This is a genomic window from Microbispora cellulosiformans (genome assembly GCF_008728085.1).
In the GTDB taxonomy this organism is placed as follows: domain Bacteria; phylum Actinomycetota; class Actinomycetes; order Streptosporangiales; family Streptosporangiaceae; genus Microbispora; species Microbispora amethystogenes.
In genome coordinates, this window is sequence record NZ_VYTZ01000002.1 from 274,510 (window position 1) to 291,410 (window position 16,901).

At 70.9% G+C, this 16,901-nt stretch carries 11 protein-coding genes; 4 read left to right on the top strand and 7 right to left on the bottom strand.

Features of this window, described 5'->3' with window-relative positions; translation table 11 throughout:
* Nucleotides 1-4: 4 nt before the first annotated feature.
* The 7 genes from aroC to F5972_RS05410 all read right to left on the bottom strand — a co-directional run bounded on the left by aroC (nucleotide 5) and on the right by F5972_RS05410 (nucleotide 8,022).
* Nucleotides 5-1,183 (bottom strand): chorismate synthase, encoded by a 1,179-nt coding sequence (gene aroC, locus F5972_RS05380; protein ID WP_204285505.1) that lies wholly within the window; start codon nucleotides 1,181-1,183, stop codon nucleotides 5-7.
* Between the two features lie 153 nt (nucleotides 1,184-1,336).
* On the bottom strand, nucleotides 1,337-2,029 hold the full coding sequence (locus F5972_RS05385; RefSeq protein WP_150931684.1) for a prepilin peptidase: 693 nt from the start codon (nucleotides 2,027-2,029) through the stop codon (nucleotides 1,337-1,339).
* Nucleotides 2,030-2,131: 102 nt separating this feature from the next.
* Complete coding sequence (locus F5972_RS05390) at nucleotides 2,132-2,713, bottom strand: SseB family protein (protein WP_150931687.1); 582 nt, start codon at nucleotides 2,711-2,713, stop codon at nucleotides 2,132-2,134.
* A gap of 37 nt (nucleotides 2,714-2,750) precedes the next feature.
* Nucleotides 2,751-3,857, bottom strand: coding sequence for a barbiturase (locus F5972_RS05395; protein WP_150931689.1), 1,107 nt, complete (start codon nucleotides 3,855-3,857; stop codon nucleotides 2,751-2,753).
* Nucleotides 3,857-4,792 (bottom strand): carbamate kinase, encoded by a 936-nt coding sequence (locus F5972_RS05400; RefSeq protein ID WP_225311185.1) that lies wholly within the window; start codon nucleotides 4,790-4,792, stop codon nucleotides 3,857-3,859. Before F5972_RS05400 ends, F5972_RS05395 begins: the two co-directional genes overlap by 1 nt.
* 180 nt (nucleotides 4,793-4,972) lie before the next feature.
* Entirely contained in the window at nucleotides 4,973-6,403 is a 1,431-nt protein-coding gene (locus tag F5972_RS05405; RefSeq protein WP_150931691.1) for a class I SAM-dependent methyltransferase, read from the bottom strand.
* Nucleotides 6,404-6,858: 455 nt separating this feature from the next.
* A complete protein-coding gene (locus F5972_RS05410; protein WP_150931693.1) occupies nucleotides 6,859-8,022 on the bottom strand; it encodes a pyridoxal phosphate-dependent aminotransferase in 1,164 nt (387 codons plus the stop codon).
* Nucleotides 8,023-8,512: 490 nt separating this feature from the next.
* Between F5972_RS05410 and F5972_RS05415 the strand changes: the two genes are divergently transcribed.
* The 4 genes from F5972_RS05415 (at nucleotide 8,513) to fxsT (ending at nucleotide 16,893) form a co-directional block, all read left to right on the top strand.
* On the top strand, nucleotides 8,513-10,702 hold the full coding sequence (locus tag F5972_RS05415; protein ID WP_150931695.1) for an FxsB family cyclophane-forming radical SAM/SPASM peptide maturase: 2,190 nt from the start codon (nucleotides 8,513-8,515) through the stop codon (nucleotides 10,700-10,702).
* Nucleotides 10,703-10,706: 4 nt separating this feature from the next.
* Nucleotides 10,707-11,624, top strand: a complete 918-nt coding sequence (locus F5972_RS05420; RefSeq protein WP_150931697.1) for an aminoglycoside N(3)-acetyltransferase — start codon at nucleotides 10,707-10,709, stop codon at nucleotides 11,622-11,624.
* A 68-nt stretch (nucleotides 11,625-11,692) separates the two neighbouring features.
* Entirely contained in the window at nucleotides 11,693-12,970 is a 1,278-nt protein-coding gene (locus F5972_RS05425; RefSeq protein WP_150931699.1) for a TIR-like protein FxsC, read from the top strand.
* Entirely contained in the window at nucleotides 12,967-16,893 is a 3,927-nt protein-coding gene (gene fxsT, locus F5972_RS05430; protein ID WP_150931701.1) for an FxSxx-COOH system tetratricopeptide repeat protein, read from the top strand. Before F5972_RS05425 ends, fxsT begins: the two co-directional genes overlap by 4 nt.
* The last annotated feature ends 8 nt before the right edge of the window (nucleotides 16,894-16,901 follow it).

The window sequence follows — 16,901 nt, forward strand, 5'->3', positions numbered from 1 at the left end:
CTTATTACTTGATCACCAGGGAGGACAGGTAGCCCGCCAGGTTGCGCGCCACCTCTTCGACGGAGTCGCCGCCGAACTTCTCGACCGCCGCGTCCGCGAGCACCAGCGCGACCATGGCCTCGGCGACGATCCCGGCGGCCGGTACGGCGCACACGTCCGAGCGCTCGTGGTGGGCCTTGGCCGCCTCGCCGGTCAGCACGTCGACCGTGGCGAGCGCCCGGGGCACCGTGGAGATCGGCTTCATCGCGGCGCTGACCCGGAGCGGCTCGCCGTTGGTCATGCCGCCCTCGACGCCGCCGGCCCGGTTGGTGATCCGGCGGACGCCCTCGGCCGTGTTCTCGATCTCGTCGTGGGCCCGCGACCCGGGGCGGCGGGCGGTCTCGAAGCCGTCGCCGACCGCGACGCCCTTGATCGCCTGGATGCCCATCAGCGCGGCGGCGAGACGGGCGTCGAGGCGCCGGTCCCAGTGCGTGTAGCTGCCGAGGCCCGGCGGCAGGCCGTAGGCGACGACCTCGACGACACCGCCGAGGGTGTCGCCGTCCTTGTGCGCCTTGTCGATCTCGGCGATCATGGCGGCGCTCCCGTCCGGGTCGAAGCAGCGCACCGGGTCGGCGTCCACCGCCTCCAGGTCGGCCGGGCCGGGGATCACGTCGCGGGGCGCGACGGCCTCGCCGATCGAGACCACGTGGCTGACGATGTCGACGCCGAGTGCCTGCTTGAGGAAGGACCGGGCGACCTGGCCCAGCGCCACCCGGGCGGCCGTCTCACGTGCGCTGGCCCGGTCGAGCACCGGCCGCGCGTCGTCGAAGCCGTACTTCTGCATGCCCGCGAGGTCGGCGTGACCGGGACGGGGACGGGACCGCGGCGCGTTGCGCGCCTGGCCCTCCAGGACGGCCGGGTCCACCGGGTCGGCGGCCATCACGGTCTCCCACTTCGGCCATTCGGTGTTGCCGACGCGGATGGCGACGGGCGACCCCAGGGTGCGGCCGTGCCGTACGCCTCCGGAGATCGTCACCACGTCCTGCTCGAACTTCATCCGTGCCCCGCGGCCGTATCCGAGACGGCGTCGGCGCAGCGCCTCGGCCAGGTCGGCGGTGGTCACGGACACCCCGGCGGGGAGGCCTTCCAGGATCGCGAGAAGCTCGGGGCCGTGTGACTCCCCGGCGGTCAACCAGCGCAGCATGACGACCAGTCTTCCATGCGCGCCCGACTGCGGCGTCACCCCGACACCCATGTGCGCATTCCCCGCACATCAGGCCAGGTCCGCCGGGCGTTGTACGCCGGACACAGTTGATCGGGCGCAGCTCGTCGGGCAGGGTTCGTCAGGCCCGATTCGTCAGGCCCAGTTGCTGAGACACAGCGCGACCAGCGCGCCCGCGAGCATGAACGGGCCGAACGGGAACTCGGTCGTCCGGGTGGCCCTGCGCGCCAGGAGCAACCCCACGGCGTACAACGCGCCGAGCACCTGCCCGGCCATCCCGGCGACGATCACGGACTGCGCGCCGAGCGCGCCGGTCAGCAGGCCGATCAGCCCGGCCAGCTTGACGTCGCCGAGCCCGAGACCGGCCGGGCGGGCGAACCACAGCACGGCGTAGACGGCCCCGAGCGCGCACCCCGACGCCAGGGCCGGCAGCAGGCGGCCCGACGGCGCGAGCAGGACCAGCAGGATCGGGTACGACGGCAGCGTGATCGCGTCGGGCAGCCGCCAGGTCCTCCGGTCGATCTCCGCGAGCGCGGCGCCGACCGGCACGGCGTACGCCCACGCCGCCAGGACCCAGCCGTCGCCGATCCGCCAGGCGGCCAGGGCCGCGGCGAGCGCGGTCACGCCTTCGAGCAGGTACGGCGGGCGGGGCAGGGGCGCCGCGCGCACCGCCGCCGCGAACGCGCGGACCACCTCACCCCACCGGTCGCTTGGCTCCACCCCGCCCCGCGCCCCGGGCTGCGCGTCGAACCCCGTGGCGAAGGCCCGGGCGTAGGCGCCCGCGATCAGGCCGAGGACGGCGGCGAGGACGATGACGGGAAGAGGCACGCGGCCGACCCTAACGCCCGTACACCGGACCCGCCGGGCCCGCGCGCGGCGCTGTGGACGGCCGTACTCCTGTGGAGAACCGGACGCGGCCCCGCTGCCGGGTCAGGCGCGGCGGCGGCTCCACCAGCGGCGGCGGGGTGCGTCCTCCGCGACCTCCTCCGTGGCGCCGAACCGGGCGACCGTCGCGTCCGGCACCTCCCGGGTGAGGCGGTCGACGGCGCCGGCGTCGCGCCTCGCCTCCTCCACGGTCGCGAGGGCGTGCAGCATGCCGCCCTCGATCACGAACGTGACCGGCCCGGCCACGTCCACGACCACGGCGGCGGCGTTCTCGTGACGCGCGGCCTGGCACACCTGGGGGGCGGTCGCCTGCACCGGCCGGGCGTCCGCCCGCCACCGGCGCATCGGCTCGGCGCCGGTGAAGGCGAGCACCGCCTCGCGGCCGTCCTTGCCCACCAGTTTGGGGAGGGCCATCTCGCTCTCCTTCTCCTGGCGCAGGCCGTGCTCGCCGACCTCCGACTCGGTGAGCAGCGCGACCACGGGCACCAGCAGCCGGCTCCCGGCGAGCGCCGCCAGGACGTCGGCGGCGGTCGCCGTACCGGCCTCGAACGCCGACAGCGCCGCCGCCACGGCCGGGTCGGCGCCGCCCTCGTCGTCGGGGCGCAGGGGCTGCGGAATCGATGGCACGTCTCCCGACCCTACCTTTCGGGCCGGGCCCCGGATGTCAGCCCAGGTCCGCGATGGCGATGACCGGGCCTCCGCCGGACGGCCCCTGGTGGACGGCCGCCACGGAGACGAAGACCGCCGGGTCCCCGGTCACGCTCGCCGCCACCCCGCCCACTGTCGCCTTGATCTGGCGGTGCCAGTGCACGTCGGAGTCGTCGAGCATGATGTTGCGCCGCCCGCGCACGCGGCCCGACGGGTCGGCCTCGCACTTGATGAACAGGTTGACCAGCCGGCCGCCGAGGTCGTCCGTACGGGGACGCTCGGGCAGGTCGATCCCGGCGTTCGCGACGGCCTCCCAGATGCCGTCGCTGTCCAGGGCGTCCCGCATCACCGAGTGACCGGCGCGGTAGCGCCCGCCGATCCCGCGGACGTTGCCCACCACGACGATCTGGGCCCGGTCGAGCTCCACGCCGCTGGAGCACGAGGCCACCGACGAGTAGAGCGACAGGTCCTTGTGGATCTGTTCGGCCGACGGCATCCCGATCTCGCCGAGCGCGACCGCGATGCCGAGCGCCGTGGTCGAGTTGGAGATGTCCATCGACTTGAGCGTGTCCTCGGTGACGACCGTCTGCCCGCGTTCCTTCGCGTCGGTGATCGTCGAAAGCGTGAGCAGCGGGGTCTTGGTCTGCACGTAGTGAACGTCGGCCGGGTCGTCGATCCCGGCGAGCTTCATGGCCTCCCGGACCCCGGCGGCGACCTTCTCGACCATCGCGGGACGGCCGATGTCCTCGGGGAGGATCACCTCGCTCATCGCCACGCCGACGCTCACCCGCGGCTCGTCGGTGCGTACGGCCGTCGCCGGGTCGATCGTCGCGAAGACGGTCGCGTGCGGGCTGAGCACGCCGTCGGTCCCGCCGGACCACACCAGCGGCACCTGCGCGATCTCCTCCGGCGTACGGGTGCCCTTCGCTGCCAGCACCTCGCGGAACGCCCGGTCGGCGAGAATCCGCGTGTAGTCGTTGACCCCGCCGTTGCCCTCGGTCTTGCCGACGACCGCCAGCACCCGGTCGGCCTCGATCACCCCGCCGTCGATCAGCTTCGCGAGCCCCGAGGCGTCGGTGACGCTCTCGATGGGAATCTTCCGTACCTCGATCGGATCCGGCACTATCCCTCCACCCCTCTGGACACCCTGGTCCCGATATTTCCCGACAACGCCGCCCCGATGTGGTGCAGCGAGGTGATCACCGCCTGGTTGCCGCCCGCCTCGGCGAAGCGCAGCGCGGCCTCGACCTTGGGGCCCATGCTGCCCCCGGCGAAGTGACCGGCCGCCTGCAACGCGCGCAGCGCGGCGACGCCGACGTCCCCGATCGGGCGGGCCCGGGGCGTGCCGAAGTCCACCGAGGCGTACGGCACGTCGGTCGCGATCACGAGGTCGGTGGCGCCGACGGCGACGGCGAGCGCGGCGGCGGCGAGGTCCTTGTCGACCACCGCCTCGATCCCGGTCAGCACGCCGTCCGGCCGGCGTACGACCGGCACTCCCCCGCCCCCGGCGGCGACGACCGTGAACCCGGCCTCGATCAGCGCGACGGCCGCGGCGGCGTCGAGGATCTCCACCGGCCGGGGCGAGGCGACCACCCGCCGCCAGCCGCGGTCGAAGCGCCGCCAGACCTGGCCCTCCCCCTCGAACCGGCGCGCCTCGTCCTCGCCGAAGTAGCGTCCGATCGGCTTGACCGGGTCCCGGAACGCCGGGTCGTCCGCGTCCACCAGCGTGCGCGTGACGACGGCGGCGACCCGCGCGTGGCCCAGCTCCCGCTGGAGGGCGTTCATGACGAGCGTGCCGATCGTGCCCTGCGTCTGCGCCACGCACCAGTCGAGCGGCACGGGCGGCACGACGCCCGCGCTGAGCTGGTTCTTGAGCAGGATGTTGCCGACCTGCGGGCCGTTGCCGTGGGTCAGCACCACCTCGTGCCCGGCCCGGATGAGCGCCGCCACGTGGGTCATCGCCTCGCCGACCGCCCGGTGCTGGTCCGCCGGTGACGCGCTCCCGTCCGGAGCCGTCATGGCGTTGCCGCCGAGTGCGATCAGTACGCGTCCGCCCACATCCGGAAACTATCCAGCCCTACACAGGCCTTCATTGGCGAATATCGCCCATCGATCGCCCATTCTTCGGCAACCGATCCCATCACCGAGCTGCTCAGCCGTCAGCGACGCAGCATCACGTCGAGTTCAGGGGCGTCCGGAGCGGGCCGGCAGGCGCCGGCAACGCCCGTTCATCGACGGTCAGTCCGAGAGCCGGTAGACGTGGGTTTCGAGATCCAGCCCGAGCTCACACTCAGTGGCGAAATAGTGGTCCTCGGCCTCTTCGAACGCCTCTTCGATCCCGTGCTGAGAGCCGATGAAGGACAGCAGGCTCCATGCCTGGGCCTTCCCGATCCGGATTTCGTCCGGACCGAAGACCGGCTCAGGGGCTCCCGCGCCGCGGAGTGTCGTCGAGAAACGCCGGATGAGCTCGAAGCCGAACTCACGCGCGCGCCGGGGAAGGTCGCCGAGAAGCTGCCGATCGCCGGGGTAGTCGCGGTCGTAGGCACGCAGGACTCGCCGGACCACCTCGGGCCCGGAGAAGGTGGCGTCGTTGACGTCGACGACGTACAGCAGCCCGCCAGGACGCAGTATCCGGCGCATCTCCAGAAGCGCCAGATCCGGGCTGCGAAGATGAATGAACACGAAGTTCGCCGTGACCACGTCGTGCGACGACTCCGCCTCCCCCGTGGCATAGGCGCTGCCGTCGCTGAAGTCGTACTCGGGGAAGGCCGAACGGGCCCTGGCGAGCAGTTGAGGGGCGGGCTCGACCCCTCGCACACGGTAACCCTTCAGTGGCGCCTCCTCGGCGACCGCCGCGAGATGGTCTCCGGGACCCGTACCGATGTCCAGCAGCGACGCGGGCGCGGGCGGGAACGGCGTCGCTGCCAGGCGCGGTCTCTGCTCGGCCAGTACGAGCTTCCCCTGAGCCGACAGACGGGGCACCTCCGTCTGGAGGGTGAACGACTCCGTGTAGTGGTTCTCGGTCGCGAGGCGGTCCACCGCCAGGAGACTTCCGCGCCCGCCATCGGCCAGGAACCGGACAAGCGAGGGAACAGACAGAGGGCTGGGGCCGGTCGCGCCTTCCCGGGTGGACTCCCGGTGAATGAGATAGAACTCCTCCAGGGCTTTCTCTCCCGTTGTCGTCATCACCCCGATCGCGTCATCGCCGGAGCCGACCTCGGTGTGATACGTGAAACCGTGTCTCGCGTACGTGTCGATCAGATGCCGATGCTCGCTCACCCGCACGATGAGAAAGAAACGGGACGGCCGCAGCGCCTCGCAGATCTGACGCACCATCCAACTGGCGATCTGGGCGCTGATGAGGTTGCCCCGATGAGTCGCGAGACCTACGCGCTTACCGATCTCGACGGTGACTCCCTGTATCTCCGGAAGCCTCATGGCGGCCAGCTCGGGGGCGCCCGGCTCGTAGACATAAGCGGACAGGGCAGCCACGATTTTCCCGTTCGACAGGGCGCAGAGATGGAGGCCGTCCGCATCCCTGCCGTGACGCACTCTGTCCTCCTGCCAGCCCAGCTCGTCGGTGAAGACGCGCCTGCGCAGGTCGAGGATCTCCTCCCCGGCGTCTGCCCAGGACAGCCACCGCACTTCAAGGCCGTTTCTGACGTCCACTCAGGTCTCCTCCACATTCGGCTGATTCGGGCAGGCTCGGCCCCGGCCGCTGCGCTGCCTTGTCAGCGGAGGCGGTGTCCCGCGGCCGGTGCACTCACGGCTCTCGATCGCTCTCTCACTACCGGCGAGGTGGTGTGCCCGGCCCGACCGAACTTGTCAGTGACAAGATGCGTGCCCGAGGCCCGGTCCGTCTACGACAAGATTTGCCATTAAAAAGGTCCGGCGGCATTGGGTTTTCGGACAGCCACGCCCTTACGCGGGCGAGTTCGACCCGCCGGGTGCTGAGGTGACAGGTGGAAGCCGGCGAACGCTAGGCGACAAGCGCCAGGTATTTCACAAGGGACCGGGTGAGTCTGCGTCCAGCGTCTACTTCGTCAGCGACAAGGAAGTGCGCCTGACGCGGGTTCAGGTGCGTCGCGCCCAGTACCTCGGCCTGCTGAACTGACGCGGCGCCTTCAGGAGAGGCGGCGGAGGCGGGTGACGGCCTCGTCGATGACCTCGTCCCGCTTGCAGAAGGCGAAGCGCAGGAAGTGGCGGCCACGGTCCGGGTGGTCGTAGAAGACCTGGGTGGGGATGGCGACGACTCCCGCCAGCTCGGGCAGCCGCCGGGCGAGGTCGAGCCCGTCGGTGAAGCCGAGCGGCCTGATGTCGGTCTGCACGAAGTAGGTGCCGGCGGGGCGCAGCACCCCGAACCCCGCCTCCTCCAGCCCGGCCATCAGCCGGTCACGCTTGGCCTGAAGAGCTACTCGCTGGGCCTCGACCCAGTCCATCTCCTCGCGCAGCGCGTACGCGGTCGCGGCCTGCCAGGGGGCGCTCGCCGTGTAAGTGAGGAACTGCTTGACCGTCCGCACGGCGCCGATGAGAGGCGCCGGGGCGCACACCCATCCGGTCTTCCAGCCGGTGACGCTGAAGGTCTTGCCCGCCGAAGAGATCATGATCGTGCGCTCGCGCATGCCGGGCAGGGTGGCCAGCGGCACGTGCTCGACACCGTCGAAGGCGAGGTGCTCGTAGACCTCGTCGGTGACGGCGACCAGGTCGTGCTCGCGGCACACGCGGGCGACGCACTCCAGCTCCTCCCGGGTGAACACGGTCCCGGTGGGGTTGTGCGGCGAGTTGACCAGGATCGCCCGGGTGCGGGGAGTGACCGCCGCCTCCAGCTCCGCCGGATCGAAGGTGAACCGCCCCCCGTCCACGCGCAGCGTCACCGCCCTGCGTACGGCTCCCGCCAGTGCGACCGCCGCGGCGTAGGAGTCGTAGTACGGTTCGAAGACGATGACCTCGTCCCCGGGTTCGCAGAGCGCGAGGACCGCCGCGGAGATCGCCTCGGTGGCGCCGACGGTCACGAGGATCTCGCCGTCGGGGTCGTAGGAGAGGCCGTACCACTGCTTGCGGTGCTCGGCCACCGCCTGGCACAGCTCGGGCAGGCCGGGACCGGGCGGGTACTGGTTGAGGCCGCCCCGGACGGCTTCGGCCGCCCGCTCCAGCATGCGCTCCGGCCCGTCGGTGTCCGGGAAACCCTGGCCCAGGTTGATCGAGCCCGTCTCCACGGCCAGCTTCGTCATCGTGGCGAACACGGTCGTGCCGAACTCCCGCATCCGCCGCACCAGCGGCTCCCTCACAGCGCCACCCTATCCGCCCGAGCCCAAAACAGCGACACGAGCCCAATGGGCAACACAAGTCGCAATAAGGCCGATAAGGCCCATTTCTGCTTTAAAACCCTCATATAATCAGTGCAAGTATTTGGGTCGACATTCAGGCATGGCCTGGATAAAACACCACGGCGGATAGAGTTAGAGAAGTGCCAGACAAAGAAACAGCCGGAGTCCGGGGTTGTAGCTCCATGTCCGCTGTTAGAATCGCGTGGTTTCGGTTCCGTCGGCATGCCCGGCCCGGCTAGGGGGGATACCTGGAGCGTGCCACCTGCGGCCGCGGGACTCGCGACAACCCATCCTATTTCCACAGTTAGGTGTCACTATGCCGAACGAGCCAAGAGTTCAAACCTCGGTCGTGGATTCATCGAGCCAGTCTCTGGAGGAGCTGCCGGACGGCTACCGGCCCGGAGTGAGCAATCTGTCTTTCAATTCGGCGATCGGATAGCGAAACCGCGCAATGCAGCCGCCCATCGCGCCGTTCCGGCAGTTCGTGGTGAAGGTCGCGAGCCGATGCGACCTCGCCTGCGATCACTGCTACGTCTACGAGCACGCCGACACCAGTTGGCGGGGACGGCCGGTGGTGATGTCCGACGAAACCGCCATCCGGGTGGCGAATCGGATCGCTGAGCACGCCGACGAGCACCGCCTGGAAGCCGTACACGTCGTCTTCCACGGAGGCGAACCCCTCCTCGCCGGAGTCGACCGCCTACGTCGTTTCGCCCGCGCGCTTCGGCGTGCGGCCGAGGGCGTCTGCGCCCTCGACCTCCATATCCACACCAACGGCGTCATGCTGTCACGCGCCTTCTGCGACATGTTCACGGAGGAGAACATCAGGGTCGGCGTCTCGATCGACGGCGACAGGGCGGCCAACGACCTGCACCGCCTCTACGCGAACGGCCGTAGCAGCTACGACCAGGTCATCCGGGCGATCAGCCTGCTGCGGGACGACTACCCGCATCTCTACGCCGGACTGCTGTGCACGGTCGACGTCCGCAACGATCCCGTCGCGGTCTACGAGGCGCTCGTCGCGCTGCGTCCTCCGCGCGTCGACTTCCTGCTTCCGCACGCCACCTGGGACCACCCGCCGCTGCGGCCCGCCGGCCGGGACACCGCCTACGCGGACTGGCTGATCACCGTGCACGACCGATGGCGGGCGGACGGCAGGCCGATGCAGGTCCGGATGTTCGACTCGATCATCCTCACCGCCCTGGGCGGGGAGAGCCAGAGCGAGTCCCTCGGAACGCGGCCGTCGGATCTGGTGGTCGTGGAGACCGACGGCACCTACGAGCAGGCCGACTCTCTCAAGACGGCCTACGACGGCGCCCCGGAGACCGGGCTCGACGCCGCCCGGCACTCGCTGAGCGAGGCCGCGCGGCATCCGGGCTTCGCCGCCCGGCAGAGCGGGCTCGCTTCACTGGCCGGGGAATGCCGCCGGTGCCCGCTGGTACGCGACTGCGGCGGCGGTCTCTACGCCCATCGCCACCGGACCGGCTCCGGTTTCGCCAACCCCTCGGTCTACTGCGCGGACCTGTTCACGTTGATCTCCCATCTGACCGCCGCGGAGCAGCGGACGTCCGCGGCTCCGGTCCACGAACTGCCTGTCGCCACGCTGGACGCCCTGGCCTCGGGAAGTCCCTCGTCGGCCGACATCGCTCATCTGAGCGCTCCGCAGCTCAGCAGAGCCCGGCAGGCGGTGCGCAGGGCGGCGGCGGTCATCGCCGATCGCCGGTCCTGGTCGATCCTCGTGGACGCCGAGCGGGCGAGCCGCGCCGCGGTGGACGACCTGCTGAGCCATCCCTACGTCCGCGCCTGGGCCGTCCGCTGCGTCGCCACCGGCCCGGTGCTCACCGCCGCCGACGCCGGTCATCTCGCGGCCGTCGCCGTGGTCGCCGCCGTACGGACCGGTCTGGCGGTGAAGGTCGCGGTGCCGGCCGTCGGGAACCTCGTCCATCTTCCCGGGCTCGGGCGGATGCGCACCGGCGGGCAGGAGCACGCGGAGGTAGAGGTCCACGACCGGTCGTTCGCGGTGCGGGTGGACGGCCGGTGGCTGTCGGAGGACAGCCCGCTCTGGGAACCGGTCCGCCCGATCGAGGTCGCCGGGCTCCGCCTGCTGCTGGACGACGTCGACCCGTACCGTGACTGCTACGGCCCGCCCGTCGGGGACCGGCTGACCGACGAGGCCGCCGCCGCCTGGAGCGAGGTCGCCGGTGCGGCGCTCGCCTCCCTGCCCGCGGACCAGCGGGCCGCCATGCGCGCGTGTCTGCGTGTCCTGACGCCTCTGGCGGACACGACGGCGGGCGCGTCGAGCCGCGCGGCGTACGGCGCCCTCGCTCTTCCGCCGGTCACCGACCCGGGCACGGCGGCCCGGCTGCTCGTGGAGCACTTCCACCGGGCCCAGATCGGCGCGCTGCTCGACCTGCTCGACCTCACCGGCGGCGACGCCGACCGGGAGCGGCTGCTGACCGACGCGTACGGGCTCCTCGCCGTCGCGGACTCCCTCACTCAGGCGGAACAGGATCGGCTGGCTTCGGCGATCGGACGGATCGCCGACGGAGCGCTCCCGGCGCCCGGACGGCGGTTCGCCGTACGGCTCGCCGACGCGGCCGCCGACCGGAACGCTCGGGCCGCCACGGCCGGACGGAGATAACGCGATGGTGGGCGTCCGGCTGGCCCTGACCGCGCTCCTCGCCCACTTCGTCCACCTCAGCCTGACGACGGCCGGTGTCCTCACCTGCCGTCGGCGGCCGGCTCCGCCGCGCGTGCTGGAGGACGGCGCGCTCGGCCGGGCCACCCTGGCGGAGGGCCTGCGCCTGCTGGGGCTGCGGCGCGGGCAGATCGTTCTGGTCCACGCGTCGCTGCGCAGTGTGGGCGAGATAGCCGGAGGCGTCGCCACGCTCTACGACGCGCTGCGCGATGTGCTCGGCCGCCGGGGAACGCTCGTCGTGCCGGCCTACACGCCGGGCAACTCCGACACTTCCAAATCCTTTCACCGGGCGACCCGGCACATGACGGCCAAGGAGAAAGAGGCGTACCGCGAGCGGATACCCGCCTTCGACCCGGAGAAGAGTTCCTCGGCTGAGTGCGGGGTGCTCTCGGAGTATGTGCGGACGCGGAGGAGGGCGGTGCGCAGCGGCCATCCGCAGACGTCCTTCGCCGCCGTCGGGCCCGCCGCCCGCCGACTCATGGCGGGGCATCCGCACAACGATCATCTGGGCGAGCGGTCCCCTCTGCGCGAGCTCGAGCGGAGGGGCGCGATGGTGCTGCTCCTCGGCGTGAGCTATGACAAATGCACCGCTTTCCATCTGGCCGAATACCGGTACACGCCGGACCCTCCGAGAGCCCAGTACGGGTGCGCGATGAAGGTCGACGGGCAGCGCACCTGGATTCGTTACACGGATGTCGTGCTGGACGACAGCGACTTCGGGGAGTGCGGCGCCGCAATGGAGTTGACCGAAAAGGTCAACCTGGGTCGCGTCGGAAATGCCGACAGCAGGTTCTTCCCACTTCCCGCGGCCGTGGCCTTCGCCCAGAACTGGCTCGCCGAAAGACGCGGGGGCACCAGGGAATAACACGGAATTCCTCTCGGCGCCGGGGCCGCGGCCTATAGTGGAGGAACCGGCGACGTCGAGGAGGTGCGGTGGCCGGCACCTCGCATACCGAAGGCCATCTGCCCTATTTCTTCCTCAGCTACGCGCGCACGCCCCGCACCCAGGACGACGAGAACCCCAACCTCCTGGTGGAAAAGCTCTACAAGGACCTGCGCCGCGAGATTCTGGAGCACACGTTTCTGCCCGCGAGCGCCGCCGGTTTCATGGACATGGACATGCCGCCGGGCGTCGAGTGGGAGAACCGCCTGGCCACGGAGCTGGCCACCTGCCGGGTCTTCCTTCCCCTCTACTCGCGGCGCTACTTCCAGAGTGAGCAGTGCGGCAAAGAATGGGCCGCATTCGACCTGCGCAGACGGCTGCACCTGGACGGGCGGAGGCACATTCCGGAAGTGATCGTTCCCGCCTTCTGGGTGCCGGTTCCGGACTTCGAACTGCCGGATATGGCAAGATCCATTCAATTCACCCATCCGGATCTCGGAACGCACTATCTGGAACGCGGCCTCTACGGCCTGATGAAGATCAGCAGATACCGCGACCATTACCGGTCCGCCGTTCACGCGCTGGCGCGGCGCGTCATCGAGGTGGCCGAGGGAGTACGGCTCCCGCCGATGGCGCCCTGCGACTACGGCAGCATAAAGAGCGCCTTCACCCGCGACGAGGAACGCCGTTTCCTGATAACCGTCCTCTCCCACACGACGGCCACTCGTACGGCGCCCCGGGACGCGCGGTTCTACGGATCCTCTCCGTGCGACTGGAACCCCTACCAGCCCGAGGACCCGCGCCCCGTCGCGCGGATCGCCGCCGACGTCGTACGGCACCTGGGCTTCGAACCCGAGATCGGCACCTTCGAGCATCACCGCGACGAACTGCTGGGCGCCGGGGCGCCCAACTGTCCCGCCATCGTGCTGCTGGACGTGTGGACGGTGCTCGACCCGCGGTTCCGCCCGTTACTCGAGGCGTTCGACCAGGCCGACAAGCCCTGGGTGGGCGTGGTCGTCCCGTGGAGCGGCACCGACGCGGAGACCGGCCAGAATGCCCCGGCGCTGCGCGCCGCCCTGCGCGCTCTGTTGCCCGCGAAGCTGGCGCAGGGCCGGCCGGCCGCGCGCCGGGCGGTGAGCGACACCTCGACCGTGGCCGGCTTCGAGACGGCGCTGAGGCCGGTGGTGGAGGCCGCGGGCAACTCCTACCTGCGGCACGGACGGGTGTTCCCGCCGCAGGTGCCCGGCAGCGACCGCCCCCGGCTGTGGCCGCTCACGACGGACGACCCCGGGCCCGACGACCCACCAGGAAGGAAGGGGAGGCAGTGAGCGATTTCCGGAACGGGCACATCGTCACCTTCTACTCCTACAAGGGAGGGACGGGCAGGACGATGGCGCTGGCCAACACGGCCTGGATCCTCGCCTCCAACGGCCACCGCGTGCTGGTCGTGGACTGGGACCTGGAGTCTCCCGGCCTGCACAAGTTCTTCCGGCCCTTCCTGGACGGGGGGATGATCAGCGGCACGGCCGGCGTGATCGACCTGATCAAGGATTTCGCCTGGGCGGCGACCCGTCCCGACCCGCGTCCCGCCGACTGGCACACCCGGTACGCCAGCGTGGGGCGGCACGTCGTGTCGGTCGAGTGGCCCCACTTCCCCGACGGCGGCTCCCTCGACTTCCTCCCGGCCGGGCGGCAGAACCGCGACTACTCCTCGCTGGTGTCCACCTTCGACTGGGACAACTTCTACGAGCGGCTGGGCGGAGGGCAGTTCCTCGACGCGCTGCGGGTGGACATGCGACGCGGCTACGACTACGTGCTCATCGACAGCCGCACCGGCCTGAGCGACATCGCCGACATCTGCACGGTCCACTTCCCCGACACCGTGGTGACGTGTTTCACGCTCAGCGACCAGAGCATCGAGGGGGCCGCCCGGGTCGCGGCGGAGATCGCCGAACGCTTCCCGGACCGCCACATCAGAATCCTGCCGATCCCGATGCGGGTCGACGACGCGGAGAAGGAGAAGCTCGACGCGGGCCGGGCGTTCGCCCGGAGCCAGTTCGAGGGGTTCCCCAGCGGCGTCGCCCACGAGCACGCCGGCACCTACTGGGGCGCCGTCGAGATTCCCTACAAGCCGTTCTACGCCTACGAGGAGACCCTGGCGACCTTCGGCGACGCGCCCGGCTCCCCCGGCTCGCTGCTGGCCGCCTACGAGCGGCTCACGAGCGTCATCACCGCGGGCCGCGTCTCGTCCTTCTCCCCTCTGGACGAGGACGTCAGGCTGAGCTACCGGGAGCGGTTCGTGCGCCGCCGGCCGTCGCTGTCGAACGAGGTCTCCCTGAGCTACGTCCCGGAGGACCGGCTGTGGGCGGAGTGGATCACCGCCGTGCTGACCCAGGCGGGCATGCGGGTCCGTACGCAGGGGGGCGACCGCGACAGCGACGGCGGCGGCCAGGGGCGCGCCCCGGATCCCGCCGCCCGCACGGTCGCGCTGCTGTCGCCGGCGTACCTGCGCTCGAGCCGGGCGCGGGAGACCTGGCAGGCCGCCGAGGGGCCCGCCGCGCTGTCCCTCGGTCTCCTCCCCGTCCGGGTGTCTGACGTCCGGGTCCCGCCGTCGTACGCCGAGCCGCCCGCGCTGGACCTGTTCCGGCTCGACGAGCAGCACGCGGCCGGCGCGCTGCTGCGCGCTCTCGACCGCCCGGCGGGGGCCGAGGCCGCCGCGCAGGGGGGAACGCCGCGGTATCCCGGCACACAGCCGGCCATCCTGAACCTGCCGACGAGGAACGCCGCCTTCACGGGCCGGGGCGAGGTCCTGGAGAGGCTGCGGGACCAGCTCGTCGGCGGCAGCCAGGCGGTGGTGACCCAGGTGCAGGAGGGCCGCACCCAGGCCCTGTTCGGTCTCGGGGGCGTGGGCAAGACGCAACTGGCCATCGAGTACGCCCACCGTTTCATGAGCGACTACGACGTCGTGTGGTGGGTGTCGGCCGAGCAGCCGGAACTGCTGAACGGCTCGATGGCCGATCTGGCCGACCGGCTGGGCATCAGGACCGGCGACAACGTGGCGGAGGCGGCGCTGGCGGCGAAGGACGCCCTGCGCCGCGGCGAGCCGTACGCCCGCTGGCTGCTGATCTTCGACAACGCCAACAACGCGGAGGACGTGCAGACCTACCTCCCGGGTGGCGGCGGTCACGTGCTGATCACGTCGCGGAGCCAGACCTGGTCCCTGATCGCCAAGCCGCTGGAGATCGACGTCTTCACCCGGGAGGAGAGCCTGGAGCACCTGCGCCGCCGGGTGGCCGATCTCAGCGACGGCGACGCCGACCGGGTGGCCGCCGCGCTGGGCGACCTGCCGCTCGCCATCGAGCAGGCCGGAGCCTGGCTGCAGGAGACTGGCATGAGCGTCGACGAGTACGTCGACAAGCTCTTCAAGCAGCCGGTCAGGACGCTCGCGCTGGGCGACTCCCCGACCTACCCGACCCCGGTCGCCGCCACCTGGAACGTCTCCTTCCAGCGGCTGCGGGAGAAGTCGCCCGCGGCGGTCCGGCTGCTCCAGCTGCTGGCCTTCTTCGCCGCCGAACCGGTGTCGCTGTCGATGCTGTACGGCGACGAGACCGTGCGCTGCCTGGTTCCGTACGACGACTCGCTGCGCGAGAAGATCATGATCGGGCGGCTGGTGCGCGAGCTGAACAGGTTCGCCCTCGCCAAGGTCGACCAGCGCAACAACTCGGTGCAGGTGCACCGGCTCGTGCAGGCCGTGCTGAGCGACCAGATGGACGCCGACGAGCGCGAGCGGACCGTCCACGAGGTGCACCGCATCCTCCTCGGCGCCCGGCCGCGCGAGGGCGACACCGACGACCCCGGCAACTGGCCGCGGTACGACGAGATCTGGCCGCATCTCGCCCCCTCCCAAGCGGAGGACTGCGACGAGGAGGAGACCCGGCAGCTGCTGATCGACCGCGTGCGGTACCTGTGGCGGCGGGGCGAGTTCGACCGGGCGCTCGAACTCGGCCGCCGCCTGGAGGCGCTCTGGATCAGGAAGCTCGGCGACTACGACCGGCAGACGTTGTATCTGCGGTTCCACATGGGCAACGTGCTGCGTTCCCAGGGCAGGTACCGCGAGTCGTGCGAGCTCAACCGGGCCGTTCTGGACGACCAGCGCCGGGTTCTGTCCGACCCGCACCCCCACACGCTGCAGACGGCCGGAAGCCTCGCCGCGGACCTGCGCGCCCTGGGCGAGCTGACCGAGTCGCTGCGGATGGAGCAGGAGACCTACGAGCGCACCAAGGAACTCTTCTTCGACGACCATCCGCGCGTCCTCATGGCGGCCAACAACCTGGCCGTCGCCCTGCGGCACGTCGGCGACTTCACCGCCGCTCGTCAGCTCGACCAGGAGACCGCGGACAAACGCCGTGAGGTGCTCGGCCCGGCCCATCCCTTCACGCTCCTGTCCGAGACGAACCTGGGCCTCGACATGCGCGAAGGCGGCGAGTTCGCGAAATCGGCGGACCTGCTGCGCGAGACGCTGAACACCTACGCCGAGGTGCCGGGCCCCGACCTGCCCGACACGCTCCACACGGCACGCAGCCTCGCCATCTCCCTGCGCGAGGCCGGGCATCTGGCGGAGGCGCGGCAGCTCATCGAGGCGACCTACGAGCGCTATCTCCAGCGGTTCGGCCCCAACTCTCCCGACACCGTCGCCTGCAAGCTGAACCTCGCCTGCGACCTCATGGCGGCGGGCGAGAGGCGGGGGGCGCTCGAACTCGCCTCGGAGGTCAGGGCGAGCTACCAGGACACGCTGGGCGCGGACAACCCGTACACGCTGATCGCGGCCAACAACATCACGGTGTACCTCAGGCATCTGGGGGATCCGGCCGAGAGCCGTACGCTGGGCATCCGGACGCTGAGGTCGCTGCGGCGCAAGGTCGGGCCCGACCACCCCTTCTCCCTGGCCTGCGCCGTCAACGTCGCCAACACCCTGGGAGAACTGCAGGACTACGCCGAGGCGGAGAAGCTGCAGCGGGACACCCTCGACCGGCTGCGCGCGGTTCTCGGCCCCCATCACCCCACGACGCTGATCTGCGAGGCCGACCTGGCCGTCACCCTCCGCGACCTGAGGCGGACCGACGAGGCGCGGGTGCTACGTGAGCCCCTGCTCGTGCAGCTCCGCCGGATTCTCGGGGAGACGCATCCGGTCATCGAGGCGGTCCTGAACTGGCGCCGCGTCGACCGTGAGCTGGAGCCTCTCCCCTGGTGACCGGCCCG

What these genes read in the sequence shown, in the direction of transcription:
- aroC (WP_204285505.1), bottom strand. Translation starts at nt 1,183, where the DNA reads ATGCTGCGCTGGTTGACCGCCGGGGAGTCACACGGCCCCGAGCTTCTC.
- F5972_RS05415 (WP_150931695.1), top strand. Translation starts at nt 8,513, where the DNA reads ATGCAGCCGCCCATCGCGCCGTTCCGGCAGTTCGTGGTGAAGGTCGCG.
- F5972_RS05420 (WP_150931697.1), top strand. Translation starts at nt 10,707, where the DNA reads ATGGTGGGCGTCCGGCTGGCCCTGACCGCGCTCCTCGCCCACTTCGTC.